This window comes from Chroococcidiopsis sp. (assembly GCF_051657925.1).
GTDB lineage: Bacteria > Cyanobacteriota > Cyanobacteriia > Cyanobacteriales > Chroococcidiopsidaceae > Chroococcidiopsis.
Genome location: NZ_JBOFLP010000147.1, coordinates 32,658 through 49,682, shown reverse-complemented (window position 1 = coordinate 49,682; position 17,025 = coordinate 32,658). Strand labels below are relative to the sequence as shown.

Sequence of the window (17,025 nt, the reverse complement as noted above, 5' to 3'; positions counted from 1 at the left end):
GATTGCTTCCAAGTGCGTGCAAACATACTGTACAAACTGATTCATTTTGTAAAATAAACTTTTTGTTTTGTAACAAAAGGAAACAATTCCATGCGTCGATTGTTTGCGCTGATTTTAGTTATTGGTGGACTGTGGTTTACATTTGCTCCACCAGCTCAAGCACAGCAAGCTAGTTTAGTACGTTGCAGCGACTCTCCTGCATTTGTTCAACGGGCACAAGCAGCCCGCAATACGACTGCCGATCCGCAATCCGGCGAAAAGCGGTTTGAACGCTACGCTCAAGCAATGTGCGGTCCTGAAGGTTTACCTCACTTAATTGTTGATGGTAATCTCAGTCGTGCTGGCGATTTTTTAATTCCTAGCATTATGTTTCTCTACATTGCCGGTCAGATTGGGTGGGCGGGACGTGCCTATCTGCAAGCTATTCAGAAAAAGTATGCTGGTGCAACTGAAATTAAAGAGGTCGTTCTTGACGTTCCTTTGGCATTTCAGAGCATGGTATCAGCCTTTGCTTGGCCCCTAGCCGCTGTGAAAGAGTTGCTCTCAGGCGAACTTACCGCTAAAGATGAAGAAATCCCCATTTCCCCGCGCTAATTGAACGTTACTTTGTTTGAAATACTTGGGAGAGCTACAAATGCAACAAAAATATTTTCTGCAATATCTGTCTCTAGCACCAGTTTTGCTATTTGCATGGCTGGCTGAAACAGCTGTGTGGTTAATTGTGTTTAACTACTTCTTCCCCGATCTTCTCTTCCACCCTATGCCATAAGTACGGGTGCTTGAGCTGGAGGTGAGGGGATAGATCGGAGAGAATAGCGATTGTTACTACTCTTTTTGCGTTCTGTTCTCTACCCTCTGGTTCTTAAAAGCTTGACGGTCGATCGACCAAGCGGATGATGGCGGTTTGAAACTCGCAAATTAATATCAATTTAGTGCATAGCGCGTTTCATACTTGAAAAAATCATTGTCTGGTCGGGAGACCAAAATTCATGCAAAAACAGAACGAGAACGAACAAAAACACTATCTTCAGAGGTATCTTTCCTTAGCTCCGGTGCTAGCTGTGGTTGCTGTATCGGTGGCTTTCACAACGTGGGCAATTTTTAACTACTTTTTTCCTGACTTACTGTTTCACCCAATGCCGTAAGCTAAAACTAATTAGTTACTCACATCTAGCTAGAGTCTGAAGTTAAGAATGTAGCGCTACACATAATAAGAGCTAGAAATAGCCCAATATTATAGATTTTAATATTGAGTCCTAAAATTACAATTACAGCCTAAGCGATCGCGCGATTGGTAGATTTTACCTAGAAAAAATAGTTTTGCACAACGCAAAAATAAAGATAGTTTTGCACAACGCAAAAATAAACAGTTTTGCGCCACGCAAAAAGAATGGAAACTCGCGTGTTTGATGCTTGCGATATGACGGCGATCGCTTAATTAATTTTTTTTAACTTCTCTGTCTAAATTGATATTTGGCTACAATTATTCACCTAAAATGATGCCACGACCTTATTGATATCATACGGAGAATATGGCGCAAGCAATAGATGCATCTAAAGATAGACCCGGCGATCCTAGAAATCAAGAAGTTGTCTTTCCTGCTGGGCGCGATCCTCAGAATAGTAACTTAGAAACACCAGTAAATTCTTCCGGCTTGGTGAAGTGGTTTATTAATAACTTACCCGCCTATCGCCCAGGTATTACCGACATGCGGCGGGGTTTGGAAGTTGGTATGGCACATGGCTATTGGGTACTCGGACCCTTTACTAAGCTAGGTCCGTTACGCGATACAGATGTTGCCAACATTGCTGGATTGATCAGTACTTTAGGTATGGTGGCAATCATGACTGCTACTATGGCTTTATATGCTGCCAGCAATCCACCTCAACCTGTTGCTACTACTACCACTGGTGGTCAAGTTCCTTCTACTTTCAAATCGCCAGAAAGCTGGAACAACTATATTAGTGGCTTCTTGATTGGAGGCGTTGGTGGCGCGGTGTTTGCCTACTTCGTGCTGACAAATATAGCTATCATCAAGAACGTTTTTGGTGGGCTATTTTCATAACGTAGTTTGGTAATAGGTAATAGGTAGTTGCTGTTTGTCAATTACCTATTACCCATTACCAATTTAATTTGTCAATCTTTCCTAGAATCGGGAAATAAAATAGCTTCTATTTCTTGCAGTGCCGCTTCTCGATTATCGTTGATGATTTTGTAATCGAATTCACCAGCAGCATTAATTTCGGCTTGAGCGCGGCGCAGACGACGAGCGATCGCCTCTTCTGAATCTTGAGCGCGACTGCGCAAGCGTTGCTCTAGTTCTTCCATTGAAGGTGGTAAGATAAAGATGCGTAGCACTTCAGCAAAAGAAGCGCGGATTTGTCTTGCTCCTTCTAATTCAATTTCTAAGATGGCAGTTTTTCCCTCGCCGATCTTTTCTGCCACTGGTTGACGAGGAGTGCCGTAGCAATGACCTGCAAATTCAGCCCATTCTAGTAATTCGCCGCGATCGACCATTTGTCGAAATTCTTCACGGCTCACGAAATAATAATGTTTGCCGTGAATTTCTCCAGGGCGAGGGCTGCGCGTCGTGACTGAAATTGACAGGTAAAGCTGAGGGTGACGCTGCAAAAGCAATTGCATGAGCGTACCTTTGCCTACGCCACTAGGACCTGTGAGTACGATCAACCGACCAGCCTTCGAGCCTGGAATTACGGTAGGAGAAATTTGAGTAGGCAAACCTGTCGTCATCCGCGTTCCCAATTTTGTAGTGAAAAAAACGAAATGGTTTATTTCACATACTACTGCTTCTCCAGCTCAATTGTCTCCATGATGGTCGCGACCGATCACAAATCGATTCGCCACTGTTTCCGGTTGGATTGCTGAGAGAATCACATGGCTGGAATCAGTTACGATCACAGCCCGCGTCCGCCGACCGTAGGTCGCATCGATTAGCTGTCCTCGATCCCGTGCGTCAGTAATGATACGCTTGATAGGTGCGGATTCTGGACTGACAATGGCAACGACTCGGTTAGCAGATACAATGTTGCCAAAACCGATGTTGATTAACTGAATGTCCATGATAAATTAACGCAAAAAATGCGGCGCGAGAGGCAAATAAATATCTACTTTTCATGGTATCTATAAAAATTTGGAGTTACAAGGCTAAAATCACCCAAAAACCAGGCTTTTTATTTAGTTCGAGCGAATTTTTATCCAATATCTATCTTTAGATATCCTTCAAAAGACAGAGAAAAGAAAAATCAGTTATCAGTTATCAGTTGTCAGTTATCACTGTAGAGACGTTACATGTAACGTCTCTACAAAGTAGTCAGTTATCAGTTAATTCCGAATTCCAAATTCCGTTCACTCAGTGTAGCGGAGCGCGTCTATTCCGAATTCCAACATCATCCCTTACCCCTAGATCCCTCAATTGCAACCAGTTGACTTCACGACACTTACTGCTGCTTGTAGCGAGTTGAGTAGAGATTGGATTCCAGCTCGTTTGGAACAGGTTTATCAACGCGATCGCTACACGATTTTGCTAGCGCTACGGACACTCGATCGGCGTGGATGGCTAGAAATATCTTGGCATCCCCAAGCAGCCCACCTTTGCATCGGTACTCCACCACCGCGACAACCAGATACTTTTACTTTTAGCCAACAATTACTGCACCAACTTAATGGTTTAGCTCTCATTTCTTGTAGTCCCGTCGTACCTTGGGAACGAGTTGTCGATTTACAGTTTGCCCGTCGTCCAGGGGAACCCTTACTTTGGCACGTATACGTGGAAATTATAGGCAAATATAGTAATGTCGTCCTGACCAATGCTGCAAACGAGATTACTACGGCTGCACATCAAGTCAGCCCCAAACAATCGAGCGTGCGCCCGATTCAGACTGGGCAAAGTTACGAACTACCACCCGCACTGACGGGGACAGCTCCATCTTTAGATGAGCCGTTTTCGCGCTGGCAAGAGCGGGTAAGCCTCGTACCGTCGGCTTTAAAACGCTGTTTGCTCAAAAGCTATCGCGGTATCAGTCCTGCTTTAATAGAGGCGATCGCGCAAGCAGCTGATTTAGATCCAGAGCAATCTACAGATAGCTTGACAGCAGAAGATTGGCAGCAGCTATTTCATTACTGGCAAGCGTGGCTGCAAACATTAGCAACATCTGAATTTTTTCCTGGTTGGACGGCAACGGGATACACGGTTTTAAAATGGAATGTCATCCAGCCTGTAGCCAGCGTTCAAGAGTTACTTAACCAATATTATACAAATCAACTCAATAGACAGGAATTCAGCCAACTCCAATATCAGTTAAGTCAAAAAATTCAGAGCCTATTGGTAAAATTACAGCAAAAGATCGATAGCTTTAAAGCACGTTTGCAGCAATCCGATCGCGCCGACAGCTATCGCCAACAGGCAGACTTGTTGATGGCTCACCTCCAAGAATGGCAGCCAGGGATGAAGTCAATTACGCTAGCAGACTTTGAAACGGGAGAACCAATAGCGATCGCCCTCAATCCCGAAAAAAATGCGATTCAGAATGCCCAAGGTTTATACAAGCAAGCGGGTAAACTCAAACGGGCAAGAGGTGCGGTAGAACCACTACTAGCCGAGGTAGAACAGGAACGCGATTATCTAGAGCAAGTCGAAGCCGCAGTTGCTCAAGTCGATAAGTATCAATCTACAGAAGACTTGGAAGCTCTAAAAGAAATTCGCGAGGAGTTGATCCAACAGAAATATCTCAAAGCACCAGATTACGGGCGGCGAAATGCAAATGAAGATTCCAGCGTTAATTTTCATCGCTATTCTACCCCCAGTGGCTTTGAACTGCTCGTCGGACGCAACAACCGCCAAAACGACCAATTGACTTTTCGCGTTGCCGGAGATTACGATCTGTGGTTTCACGCTCAAGAAATTCCTGGCAGTCACGTTTTGATACGGGTTACACCTGGGGCTGCACCCGAGGAAGCAGACTTACAGTTTGCTGCTGACTTTGCTGCCTATTACAGTCGCGCCCGTCAAAGCGATCGCGTACCAGTTATATATACAGAGCCAAAATACGTCTACAAACCGAAGGGGGCAAAGCCTGGAATTGCGATTTACAAACAAGAGCAGGTGATTTGGGGGCAACCCTTGCAAGCAGAGCAATATCTGCAACCATCGAACTAGTTACACGTACGGATGTTGAAGTCTAATGCCGCTCGCAGAAGTAAAAATTTACTCCTCTCCACTCAGGGCATCGCGATCGAACTTAATAATTACTTCAAATTATTGCCTTGCAACATCTACCTTCTGGCTCAGTTAAGTCAAGAATTTGTGAATTTTGTTAAAAAAGTCTGTGTTTCTCGTTACAATATCAGTTGGGAGGAAAAGCTTTTGCCCGCTGTAGCGATGGGAACGCGCAGTTTTGGTATTCCTCAATATCGTAGCCGACAACGTAATATAAATTGACTGGACTAGCTATGGGAAGCTGGTCTTTTTTTTGAGAGGGTAGAATTCGGAAGTTAAATGAAACAATGAGAAAGGTTAGCGATCGCATCTTGACTTAGGTGCAAGACTTAGCCATGCTGTTTTGTTGTTTGAACTGCGATTGAGGTAGGTCGTGAACATTCAGCAACTACGCCACGCTCTTAAGGTCAAATGGCTGATTTACTATCAGCAGAATCGACCTTGGTTGACTAAGATTCGGATTTGGGGAACGTTTGATGGCAAGCGTCGCCCTTGTTCTAGTTTCATTTTGGCAGTCGTAACCAACTTAGAGCCAAAACTAATTGAGGTGCTGCCTTTTGTCGCCCAGTTAAATAGCGACCCCGACCAAATTGTAGCGGCTTTAGGGCTAAACTTTAATCCAGACGAGGAGTTGAAAGCGTCAAAAACACCGACAAAGCTACAGATAAGCTCAGCTAGTAACGGTGTTGTTTCGCCTATGCAGGCAGCACCATATCAAAATGGTAACGGCAATGGAAACGGGCATGGCAATGGCAGAGCGCAACCGACTCAAGTGCCAGTACAATCACCTGTACGCTCAAGTTACAAACCAGAAGATCGAGTTCCGCCACGATTGCCCGTCACGAATTTGCCAAATTGGGTAGATGAGTCGTGTAAGGGGGTAGGACGCAATCCTACCCAGATTTAGTCCTAGAACCGAAACACAGTCCTAATTGCACCGATGATGATGTCGTCATTATCGGCATTGTGGTCTGGTGCAGTTAACCAGATAACTGCCGGAGTCACTTGGATGTTATCCGTGAGTGCATACTTGTAAAACGCCTCCAGATGCAGAGAGGTATCGCGATCGGGGCTACCGAGATTGCTGTCAAGTTCTGTCAGTCTCGGTTCCATGCCGACTATAATACCGCCTACGCTACCTTCTTTGCCTAAGTCAGGAAAGTTCAAGCTAGCTGCCCAAGTCCACATACTCCCATCTCCCCTACCGATATAACGATGGTTGGCATGTCCTACCCAACCGCTAATAGCTAGACCCGGACTAAGCCTAAACGTACCCGAAAAACCATAGGCATTGACGCTGACGGGTCTACCAAAGCTGCTATTCGATAGGTTGCTACCAGTACTCGTACCAAAAGGCGTTAATTCGGTATTTGGCTCTACATCAGGATCGTCGCCTCCAGTGGGGGAGTAGGAGTTGATATAAGACAGACCGAACCTAGAGTTGTCGCTGAGATTGAAGATGATCTGAGCTAATCCAGCATACGTACCGTCGAACAGACCGTTCTGTGGGAAGGGGTTACTAGCGTTATTGGTAGGAACCAAATAACCTAAATTGAGTTCGATTTGGTCGTTGAAAAAATGTCTGACTGCCAAACCAGTACCAGCACTGTAGTTATAGATTGGGTTGCGTAAACCAAACAGCGATACGGCATTGCCATCCAAGAAGGGAGTTAATTGGTAAGAAGCATCGACATCGACAAAACCATTACCCGCCGCCGCTAAGTAAATGTTGGTGCGATCGCCCACTGGAAAACGATAGCGTAGTAATCCGATGGTGGCTTGTCCATCTGTATCGCCGTCAAATTCGATCCGACCTTCGTTTGTCAGTGTTTCACCGCTATTTGTCCCGCCTAGAGGGACGACATTACCTATTTGCAAACGTGTTGTGAGTTGATCTTCACCCGTAAAACTAGTTTGTAAATTGAGGCGCACCCTGTAACTCGCAGTTGGGTTAGTATCTACTGGTTCGCCAGCAGCATTGTCACCCTCTATCAGACTAATGAGGGCAAAGATAACTTCTCCTTCTAACTTAGTTGTAGTCGAAAACTGGTTAGCTTCTAGTTCTGCCGTCGTTGCTTCTAAAGTGTCAACCCTACCTCTAAGAGTTGCAAGTTCGGGAGCAAATTCTTGCTGTAATCTTTGCAGTGTCGCTAAATCGTCTTTAGTAACAGTGTTGGCGCTACCTGTGGCAATTAGTTCGTTAATTCTGTCTAAAGCTGCATTCAATCCAGCCGCAAATTCATAGCGAGTCATTGCCCGATTACCGCGAAAAGTGCCATCGGGATAACCCGCAATGACTCCGTATCTTTCTACTAAAGATTGCAATGCCTGAAACGCCCAATCAGTAGGTTGCACGTCTGATAATTGCGAGACAGATGTAACTTGGGCTAGCGAGTTTTCTGCTAGACCTTGTACTTTAGTTTCTTCAGTCGAATTAAGATCGGAGGCGATCGCCGGATCTGACGTTGATATATGTGTTTGCGCTGCTAATAAATTGATACCTGCAAACGGAGCTATTAAGATGCTAAGTGTCAATAAGAGGATATGTTTTGTAAATCTTTGCATTTTTCACCACACTCAAAAATTTTTTATTTGTCATTTGGAATTCATGCATAACAATGGAACGAGCAAGCATTTCCAAAACTGCTCGTGACTGTTATAGGCAGCTAAAACAGCTAGAACTTGAGAAAAATTGATTTTATTTCTAGTTGAAACTGATTCTTCCATAGGAAAATCAACCGCAAATAGCTACGGTTGAATCTATCTATGCAAGAGCTTTTGCAGCTATTGTTTTGCCTAGCAGATAAAACTTCGATGTTTCTGCCAGCTCTCTTTTGTTCGATCTTCTCCCGCTCGAAATAAAATATTGGTTATCTTCAAAAGATCTACCATTTCCTCAATTTAACTATTAGAAAAAAAGCGAACATCCATCTACAGAAATAGTTAAAAATGCTACTTTTTTCTTGGGTTAAAGTAATTAATAATTAACACTGGTTATTAAAAAATATTACGAACTTGCTATTATTTTTCAGTTTGTGAGTTTTGCGATCGCCGAAACAAAAGGCGTTTGTGGGAGCATAAATTCAGAGGAAATGAGCTAAATTTAAATATTGATCTTGATTTAAATATTGATCTTGACTGAGAATCATCAACTTTGAATGAGATCGGCGATCGCGGCGACTAACTCTGCTACGACCACAGGTTTAGCGAGATGACGCTGAAAACCAGCCGCGATCGCGCTTTGACGGTCTGACTCTCTAGCAAAAGCAGTCAGAGCGATCGCGGGAATTGGTTCGCCTCCCCTGGCTGCTGTTTGCGATCGCACCTGACGTAGCAGAGAGTAGCCATCCTCTTCTGGCATTCCAATATCGCTGACAATTACATTTGGTTGAAATTGGTTCAAGATTTCTAGTGCTTCTTTAGCCGATCTCGCTACCTTGACTTCCGCCTCCTCTAGGGTCAAAGCAAAATGCAAAAATTCCCGCGCATCTGCATCATCATCAACCACAAGTATTCGGATACCTTGGAGGGGCAAATCTCCCTTGTCTTCCTTGTCCTTCTTGTCTTCCCCATCCCCCTGTCTAGTTTTCAGTAAAGGTATCGTGACAGTAAAAGTCGCCCCCTGCCCTTCTCCTAAACTTGCAGCCGCGATCGTTCCCCCGTGCAATTCAACTAAATGACGGGCGATCGCTAATCCTAATCCTAAGCCATCTTTCGAGCGCGTTGTCACATCATCTGCTTGCCGAAAGCGCTCGAAAATATAAGGTAGAAATTCAGGGCTAATACCTTGACCTGTATCTGTAACTTGGATTTGGGCAAATTTTGGGTAATTGGTAATTGGTAATTGGTAGTTGGTAGTTGGTAGTTGGTAGTTGGTTCTCCCCTGCTCTTCTGCTCCCCTACGCAGCCTTCTGCTCCTCTGCTCCCTCTGCTTCTCTGCTCCCTGCACCGAAGCGCTCCCTGCTCCCTGTTCGACTCGTTTGAGTAAAATCTCAACTCGTCCGCCGTTAGGAGTAAATTTAATTGCATTCGTCAGCAGGTTAGTGATGATTTGTTGGAGACGATGGAGATCGCCAGAAACCATGAAGGGAGAAGTCGGGAGTCGGAATTCTAAATTAATGTTTTTGGCTTGAGCTGCTAATTTCAAGCTAGTTATGGTTGATTCAACTACATTCAAGAGATTAACAGGGGCAAGGGTGAGGCGGAGGTTTCCCCGAATCATGCGCGAGACATCTAGCAAGTCTTCGAGCAGTTGGGATTGTGCTTGAGCGTTGCGCTCGATCGTTTCTAAAGCACGGGCAGCTACTTGAGGATCGTATTTGCGGGTACGCAGTAGTTTTGCCCAGCCGAGAATGGAATTAAGGGGCGATCGCAATTCATGGGAAACCATCGCCAAAAATTCATCTTTGCTGCGATCGGCTCGTTCTGCTTCCTGGCGGGCTAGCTGTTCTTTGGCTAAAAGTGCTTCTCGTTCTCGTTCCCATCGCTTTTTCTCGCTGATATCTAACACAAAAGCAACACCGCGATCGCTATACCCTGGTAGAAAAGCGCAGCCGAGTAAAATTGGAATGCGACTACCATCTTTGCAAATGTATTCTTTCTCAAATGGGGCATATTGACCCGCAGTTTGTATAGTCTCTAACTTTTGAGCGTCAGTTGCGTGGTATTCCGGCGGTGTAATATTCTTATAGTCAACTTGTCCGGCTTGCATTTCTTGTCGCGAATAGCCAGTCATGCAACAAAAGGTCTCGTTGGCATCGATAATCTGTCCTTCGGTGTTCCAAAAGAGAATGCCGATCAGATCGGATTCAAACACACCTCGGAAGAGAGCTTCGCTTTGACGCAAAGCTGCTTCGGCTTGTTTGCGTTGCGTAATGTCTCGAATTAACCAGCGCCAACCAACCAACTCTTCTTGACTATTGGCGATCGCCGCCAGCGAAACTTCAGCAGGAAAAGGCTTGCCTCTGAAGGGTTTTAGGTTCAATTCCCAAGTTTGAATTAGCTGCTCGGATGCAGAATGATTTGCCTTTGCTGCAAGTCGATCTAACTGACTCCAAAAAACCTGCATTTCTTGTGGATCGATGAAGACACTTAAAGGTTTGCCAATTAACTGTTGTTGGTCGATCGCTAACAAGCTTGTTATAGCTCTGTTGGCTTCTTGAATTATGCCTTGGCAATTAGTGACTAAATATCCATCTGGGGCAAAATTGAATAAATCTTGATACCGCTGGCTTTGTAGTTCGCTCAAGTTACGAGCGAGGATCAGTTCTTCGTTCTGTTGGTTGAGTTCCTCCTGAGAAATTTGGAGTTCTTCTAAAGCTACCTGTAAATTCTGATTGCTTTGAGTTAATGCGGCTGCGCGTTGCTCTAGTTGAGCGTAAACATCTCGTAGGGTTGCTTCAGCTTGTTTCTTATCGCTAATATCTCGCCCTTCAGGAATAAGCAACACGACTTGTCCAGTTTCATCAAACACTGGTTTGAGGGAAAAATCAATTGTTGCTACCCTGTCACCTGCACTCAACACATCCACTTCATATCGAACAAATTCTCCCGCCGCTGCTTGCTCGATCGCTTCTCGTAACCGTGCTTGAATTTCGGGTGAAATCATCCACCATTTGGTTTCCCAAAACGGGCGATCGATAACTTCTTCTTTTGTTACGCCGCCAAAATCTAAAGCTGTTTGGTTGACTTCGAGTAAAATTCCTTCAGGGGAGAGCGAACCAATCATCTGAAATGTGGAATTGAAGATGGCGCGAAAACGGCGATCGCTCTCTCGCAGTTTTGCCGTTAACAAACGATATTGCTGTTTATTTCTTTCCGCCGCCTCCCGCACTTGTTTTTCTTGAGCTAGTATTTGTTCTCGCTCGATTTCTGCCTGTTTGCGTGCCGTGACATCTCGCCAAGCCGCAACAAACCCATCATTTAATTTACTAATCCGAATATCGTAAGCTCGGGTTAAGCAGCGATCGCCATAAATATCTGTATAATCCAGAGATTCTTTAATTAGTGGTTTGCCTGTTTCTACAACTTGGCAATATTCCTCAAACAGATCGCTTTCTTTGTGAGCGGGAAGTAACTCGCACAGTCTTCTCCCGATTTGCTGTTCCTGCGTCATGCAATTCTGTTCGCAAGCCGCTGCATTGACGTATTCAACTTGAAAATCTACGATCCGTCCAGATTCATCGCGAATACTTGAATAAATGCCAAAACAGTCGAGTAAATTTTCTACAGATGTTTGAAACCGTTGTTCGCTAGCTTGCAGTTTTTGTCGTAGTTGAGTATTCGCGATCGCACTACCTACTGCTTGCCGCAATTCATCAGCTGTGGCTTGCCCTTTCACGAGATAATCGACTGCACCATTTTTCAGTGCTTTGACTGCGATCGCCTCACTCCCATGACCTGTTACCATGACTACGGGAGGGCAATTCTCACTTGATTGCTGTCTCAGCCTGGTTAAAAATGCCAAACCATCTAAATCTGGCAGTTGATATTCTAATAAAATTCCATCAACCGATCGCGATTGACACAGTAATAAACCACTTTGTCCCGATTCCGCCTCTAGAATTTTATACTCAACTTCTTGCTCTGCTATGAGATACTCTCGATAAATTTCTCGCTCTGGCGCACAACAATCAACAATTAGAACTGTGCGGTGCTGTGTCATAGATCCTATCTACAGATGCAGTACTTTACGGGCGAGCGAGAAAGGCAGAGAGCAGAGGGCAAAAGGTAGAAAGAACTTTAACTACCAGTAATAGAATATACTCCATTACTGAGTATTTTACTGACATATTTTCATATCCTATCTTTCGATACTTTGAAGCAATTCTCCTCCTTAAGACATCTATCTAAAAGTAGATTGCTTTTCAATTAATAATGGTAACGGGTAATGGGTAGTTGGTAGTTGGTGGTTGACAGTTGACGGTTAATAGAGAATTGATAACTGGTCACTGGTCACTGGTCACTGTGTTAAAATTCTGCCTCTAGCTGCCGATATAAACGTTGATGGCGAGAGAATAGCTGATGATACGTGCGCGTCAAGTCAGGGTTGGGCGAAATGCGATCGCGAATTTTAATTGTCGGTTGCACGTCAGATAAATCGGCGATCGCACCGATGGCGTACATTGCTAATACTGCTGCCCCGTAGCCACTGGCTTCGTAAACCTCTGGCATCGCTACTACCATACCAAATGCATCTGCCATCATTTGCAACCATGCTTGAGAACGGGCAAAACCCCCAGAAGCGCGAATTTCTCCTGTCGTTCCAGTGGTTTCTTGAATTGCTGCGTTGATGCTGTAGACGGCAAAGATAATTCCTTCCATCGCTGCCCTAATTGTATGCGATCGCGTGTGGTTGAAATTCAAACCAAAGAAGACACCCCGCGCTTTAGGGTTCCAGTAGGGGGCGCGTTCTCCCGATAAATAGGGTAAACAGATTAATCCTTCTGCGCCTGCGGGTATTTCCATCGCTGCTTGAATCATCACGTCATACGGATCGATACCCAATCGTTTCGCTGCTTCTACTTCTGGGTAACAAAAGCGATCGCGCAACCATCGTAAAACAATTCCACCATTATTGGTCGGTCCCCCGATAACCCAATGTTTCTCGGTGAGGGCATAACAAAAAGTTCGCATCTGCGGATCGGTAATCGGTGCGGGGGCTACAGTCCGTACTGCACCACTTGTACCGATGGTAATAGCAAATTCGCCAGGGGCGATCGCACCTACGCCTAAATTCGCCAGTACGCCATCATTTGCACCAATGACGACAGGTGTATGTGGATCGAGTCCCATTGCTTCTGCATACTCAGTTTGCATCCCGCGTAAGATGTGGGTGGTAGGGACTAATTCGCTTAATTGTGCCGCTTGAATTCCTGCTATTGTTAAAGCTTCTGCATCCCAATTTAGGTGTTGTAAGTTAAATAACCCTGTCGCGGAAGCAATCGAATAATCTACTACATAACGTTGAAAAAGTTTGAAGAAAATATACTCTTTAATTGAAATAAATTTTGCTGCTTTATGGAAAATTTCTGGTTCTTGTTCTCGCAGCCACATGAGTTTAGTTACAACAGAGACGGGATGAATCGGACTTCCCGTTCGCAAATATAAGTTATGAGTAATCTTATCTTGGTTCAATCTTTCTGCTTGATCGACACTGCGGTTATCTGCCCAAATAATGATATTTGATAAAGGTTTATTGTTAGCATCTACTGGCAGTAAACTATGAGTTGCCGTACTAAAACCAACGGCAGCGATTTCCTGTTTAGATATACCAGTATCCATTGCTTGACGCACGGATGTAATGACTGCATTAAACAGCGCTTCTGGATCTTGTTCTGCCCAGGTTGGATGCGGGACGATAATTTCATATCCCTGACTGCCCTTACCTTTAATAGCACCACCATGAGAAAATGCGATCGCTTTGGTGCTGGTTGTGCCGATGTCTACGCCGAGGAAGTAAGTCATGATGGGAAGGGAGCAGGGAGTAGGGAGTAGGGAGTAGGGGAAAGAGAGAGTCGTCCAACTGGGCGAGCTGAGGGGGATAAAGGGGACAGAGAAAAATTATTTATAAAATCAATTTTAGGTTTTTATTTGAGAGAAAGCGCGATCGCTTTAACTTAAATAACAGTTTCTTCTGAGTAGCGATCGCTGTTGGATTGTGGCTGATAGCTGTGAGACAATTACATTAGCAGGAACAGAAAAATTCAAGAGGTAAAACGCAAAGCGTGAAAATTGTCAAAGTTACTCAGGATGATTTTAATGAGTGGCTGGATTTAGCGTTAAAACTTTGGTCAGATGAATCAGTTGAAGAAATGCAAAGAAGTCTGACAAATATTTTCCACTCTCCTCGCGAAGCAGGATTTTTAGTCAAAGATGATAATGACAAAGCAATTGGATTTATGAATCTTTCGCTGCGCTCTGACTATGTTCCAGGTGCGACTCAGAGTCCTGTTGCTTATGTAGAGGGGATTTATGTAAAAGATGAATATCGCAAACAAGGCGTAGGTAAAAAACTAATTCAATATGCTCAACAGTGGGCAATTGAACGTGGATGTATAGAGCTTGCTTCAGACGCTTTATTAGACAACACGGCAAGTTATGAGTTTCATACAAAGGTGGGGTTTCAAGAAGTAGAAAGAGTGGTTACTTTCATCAAACAAGTAACATCTTCTGGCTGATACTGTTATTGTAAACATGCGATCGCTATTCTTTTGCTTCTATTTTGTTTATCTCAATGATGGTGAAATTACATCATGACACAAGCACTCGAACAAAGAACCTACACGCCTGAAGAGTATCTCGAACTCGAAGTTGCGTCCGAAACCCGCAATGAATTCCGTAATGGAGCAATTACCCAAATTGCAGGAGGTACACTTGCACACAACCGCATCAGTGGAAATCTTTATATCGCTTTGAGCGTTGCTATGAGACGTAAGCCTTACGAAACATTTCATATCGACCAACGGCTTTGGATTGGCGATCGCAACTTATATACATACCCTGATGTCATGGTAGTCGAAAAGCCTCTCCAATTTAAAGAAGGACGCACAGATACATTAGTTAATCCATGTTTTATTGCGGAAGTCTTATCTAAATCGACGCAAGATTACGACCGTGGTGAAAAATTTGTCGCTTATCGTACTATTAATAATTTTCAAGAATATTTACTCATAGACCAGTACAGTATTCATGTAGAACATTACGTCAAAACTGCTGTTAATCAATGGTTGCTCTCAGAATACAACGATCCTAATGTGACGCTATCTTTTAGCGTTTTTGAGTTTCAAATTCAAATTGCAGAGCTTTATGAAAATATTGAGTTTTCCAACTCTAGTTCATAAAGTAATAGCACCGATTCTACACGAAGAAACTGATAATAAGCACAACTAAAAATCCCACGCAACCAACAATTGTTTCCATTACCGTCCACGCCCGCAAAGTTTCTTTTTCTGATAATCCTAAATAACGACTAACCAACCAAAAACCGGAATCATTGACGTGGGAAAGTACAGTTGCACCAGAGGCGATCGCAATTGTTATCAAGCCTATCATAGGCGGCGAATATTTCCCCGCTTCAATTGCTGGAGCCATGATTCCTGCTGCTGTTACCATCGATACTGTAGCTGAACCTTGGGAGACTCGCACGGCAGTTGCAATTAGAAATGCTAGCAGAATTATTGGTAAATTTGAGGCTGCCATTGCCCTAGCTAAAACATCCCCAACACCACTAGCGACTAAAACTCTACCGAATACCCCTCCAGCACCCGTGACTAAAATAATTAATCCTACTGGTTCTAGCGATTTAGTAGCAATTTGTTGCACTTCATCAAGGGAATATCCGCGTTTAATTCCTAAAATATAAAAGGAAAGTAGGGCAGCAATCATTAAAGCTGTAAATGGATGTCCTAAAAAGGTAAGGAAGTTACGCAAAAAGTTTCCTTCTGGCAAAATGACAGTAGAAACAGTATTGAGCAGAATTAAGACTAAGGGAATGGCAATGATAGAAACTACCGTACCAAAGCGAGGTGGTTCTTTGCCGAGTTCGTGCTTTGGTGCTTCAATTTCCATGTATTCTGGAACTGTAGCGTGAATTTTCCCTGCTATATATTTACCGAAAAATACACCACCGAAAATCGTAGCAGGAATCCCAGCGATCGCACCAAATAAAATTACCCAACCTAAGTCTGCATTAATTAACGAGGCGACTGCAACAGGACCAGGAGTGGGAGGAATGTAACTATGACCGATCGCCAATCCAGCCGTCAGGGGAATGGCGTAATATAACAATGACTTCCCCGTGCGTTTTGCTAAACCGTACACTAAGGGGATGAGAATAATTAGCCCGACATCAAAAAAAACGGGAATCGCTACGATTAAACCTGTTAAACTCAAAGCCCATTGAGCTTTATCTTGACCGAATTTTTTCACCAACGTAGCTGCTAGCACTTCCGCGCCGCCAGATACCCGCAGCATTTCACCAAACATCGTCCCTAAGCCTACCACGATCGCGATAAAGCCGAGGGTACTGCCCATTCCCTGCTGGATTGTTTCGGCTATTTTATCTAACGGTATACCCGCTGCTATGGCAACAAACAGACTCGTCAACAACAGGGCAACAAATGCTTGCAAGCGCACACCAATGACGAGAAATAAAAGGAGGGCGACACCTAGCATCGCCACAAAAATTAATGCACCAGGAGACATAATTCAGCGACCAGTGACCAGTGACCAGTGACCAGTTAATTTTGACTTTTGACTTGTAACTTTTGACTAGATATCAGTTGACCAATTACCAATTAGAAAATCTAATTTCGTCTATTTTCTGAGGTTAAGAGTTTTTTTACTTCTATCTTGAGATTTATTCTTGGCTTGGCAATTTTAGTTACATTGCAGCATACTAATAAGTATTTTTAGTTAAACAAAATTAATATTTTTTAATTTATTTAAGAGGATCGATGAGGATTAGTATATATACAAACATGAACGATACGTTTGTAAAATTATTAGTAATATTACTTAAAATATTTTGAATGCAAGAATATACATAAAAGTTAATATTTCAAGTAAGCAATTTTACTAGAAACGATCGCCTAACGAGTGTTTATTAGCTAAATTTATATGTACTTTACAGAATTTAACTCTAAATAGGGTTGAAGTGAAAAGTAAATTCTCATCAGCGGGAAGACTATCACTTCATTCGAGCAAGAAACATACGCCCTGAGATAGTTTATCGCGATCGCCTCCCTATATCTTGAGAGAGTTGTAGTCTTAATTACAATTAGATTAT

The 17,025-nt window shown here is 43.6% G+C and carries 15 protein-coding genes; 9 read left to right on the top strand and 6 right to left on the bottom strand.

Features of this window, described 5'->3' with window-relative positions; genetic code table 11:
- Positions 1–90 precede the first annotated feature (90 nt).
- The 4 genes from ACRC32_RS11470 (at position 91) to ACRC32_RS11455 (ending at position 2,066) form a co-directional block, all read left to right on the top strand.
- The gene (locus ACRC32_RS11470) at positions 91–594 is read left to right on the top strand and encodes a Photosystem I reaction center subunit III (RefSeq protein WP_438554078.1); all 504 of its coding nucleotides are present in this window, start codon (positions 91–93) and stop codon (positions 592–594) included.
- Between the two features lie 40 nt (positions 595–634).
- The gene (locus tag ACRC32_RS11465) at positions 635–769 is read left to right on the top strand and encodes a Photosystem I reaction center subunit IX (protein WP_132866728.1); all 135 of its coding nucleotides are present in this window, start codon (positions 635–637) and stop codon (positions 767–769) included.
- A 220-nt stretch (positions 770–989) separates the two neighbouring features.
- The gene (locus ACRC32_RS11460; RefSeq protein ID WP_015153889.1) at positions 990–1,145 is read left to right on the top strand and encodes a photosystem I reaction centre subunit IX / PsaJ; all 156 of its coding nucleotides are present in this window, start codon (positions 990–992) and stop codon (positions 1,143–1,145) included.
- A 387-nt stretch (positions 1,146–1,532) separates the two neighbouring features.
- Positions 1,533–2,066, top strand: coding sequence for a photosystem I reaction center subunit XI (locus ACRC32_RS11455; protein ID WP_438554077.1), 534 nt, complete (start codon positions 1,533–1,535; stop codon positions 2,064–2,066).
- A gap of 71 nt (positions 2,067–2,137) precedes the next feature.
- Here ACRC32_RS11455 and gmk read toward each other — a convergent pair whose 3' ends face one another.
- Together gmk and remA are read right to left on the bottom strand one after the other, a co-directional pair.
- Positions 2,138–2,752, bottom strand: coding sequence for a guanylate kinase (gene gmk, locus ACRC32_RS11450; protein ID WP_438554076.1), 615 nt, complete (start codon positions 2,750–2,752; stop codon positions 2,138–2,140).
- 66 nt (positions 2,753–2,818) lie between these two features.
- Positions 2,819–3,082, bottom strand: a complete 264-nt coding sequence (gene remA / locus ACRC32_RS11445) for an extracellular matrix/biofilm regulator RemA (RefSeq protein WP_015153886.1) — start codon at positions 3,080–3,082, stop codon at positions 2,819–2,821.
- Between the two features lie 352 nt (positions 3,083–3,434).
- On the opposite strand from remA, the gene ACRC32_RS11440 reads away from it, so the two are divergent.
- The 3 genes from ACRC32_RS11440 to ACRC32_RS11430 all read left to right on the top strand — a co-directional run bounded on the left by ACRC32_RS11440 (position 3,435) and on the right by ACRC32_RS11430 (position 6,144).
- On the top strand, positions 3,435–5,177 hold the full coding sequence (locus ACRC32_RS11440; RefSeq protein ID WP_438554075.1) for an Rqc2 family fibronectin-binding protein: 1,743 nt from the start codon (positions 3,435–3,437) through the stop codon (positions 5,175–5,177).
- Between the two features lie 12 nt (positions 5,178–5,189).
- On the top strand, positions 5,190–5,459 hold the full coding sequence (locus tag ACRC32_RS11435) for a hypothetical protein (RefSeq protein ID WP_438554074.1): 270 nt from the start codon (positions 5,190–5,192) through the stop codon (positions 5,457–5,459).
- Between the two features lie 151 nt (positions 5,460–5,610).
- Positions 5,611–6,144 (top strand): DUF5331 domain-containing protein, encoded by a 534-nt coding sequence (locus ACRC32_RS11430; protein WP_015153884.1) that lies wholly within the window; start codon positions 5,611–5,613, stop codon positions 6,142–6,144.
- A gap of 2 nt (positions 6,145–6,146) precedes the next feature.
- Here the strand turns inward: ACRC32_RS11430 and ACRC32_RS11425 are convergent, their stop codons facing one another.
- The 3 genes from ACRC32_RS11425 to ACRC32_RS11415 all read right to left on the bottom strand — a co-directional run bounded on the left by ACRC32_RS11425 (position 6,147) and on the right by ACRC32_RS11415 (position 13,703).
- Positions 6,147–7,802, bottom strand: coding sequence for an iron uptake porin (locus ACRC32_RS11425; protein WP_438554073.1), 1,656 nt, complete (start codon positions 7,800–7,802; stop codon positions 6,147–6,149).
- A gap of 583 nt (positions 7,803–8,385) precedes the next feature.
- Positions 8,386–11,901: a hybrid sensor histidine kinase/response regulator gene (locus tag ACRC32_RS11420; protein WP_438554072.1), complete on the bottom strand. Its 3,516-nt coding sequence runs from the start codon at positions 11,899–11,901 to the stop codon at positions 8,386–8,388.
- Positions 11,902–12,206: 305 nt separating this feature from the next.
- Positions 12,207–13,703 carry a gluconokinase gene (locus tag ACRC32_RS11415; protein WP_438554071.1) on the bottom strand — a complete coding sequence of 499 codons (1,497 nt, stop codon included), beginning with the start codon at positions 13,701–13,703 and terminating at the stop codon, positions 12,207–12,209.
- 260 nt (positions 13,704–13,963) lie between these two features.
- Here ACRC32_RS11415 and aac(6') point away from each other — a divergent pair, with 260 nt between their 5' ends.
- Together aac(6') and ACRC32_RS11405 are read left to right on the top strand one after the other, a co-directional pair.
- Entirely contained in the window at positions 13,964–14,416 is a 453-nt protein-coding gene (gene aac(6'), locus ACRC32_RS11410) for an aminoglycoside 6'-N-acetyltransferase (RefSeq protein WP_438554070.1), read from the top strand.
- 75 nt (positions 14,417–14,491) lie between these two features.
- Positions 14,492–15,079: a Uma2 family endonuclease gene (locus ACRC32_RS11405; protein WP_438554069.1), complete on the top strand. Its 588-nt coding sequence runs from the start codon at positions 14,492–14,494 to the stop codon at positions 15,077–15,079.
- 16 nt (positions 15,080–15,095) lie between these two features.
- Here ACRC32_RS11405 and ACRC32_RS11400 read toward each other — a convergent pair whose 3' ends face one another.
- Complete coding sequence (locus ACRC32_RS11400) at positions 15,096–16,442, bottom strand: GntP family permease (RefSeq protein ID WP_438554068.1); 1,347 nt, start codon at positions 16,440–16,442, stop codon at positions 15,096–15,098.
- Positions 16,443–17,025 lie beyond the last annotated feature (583 nt).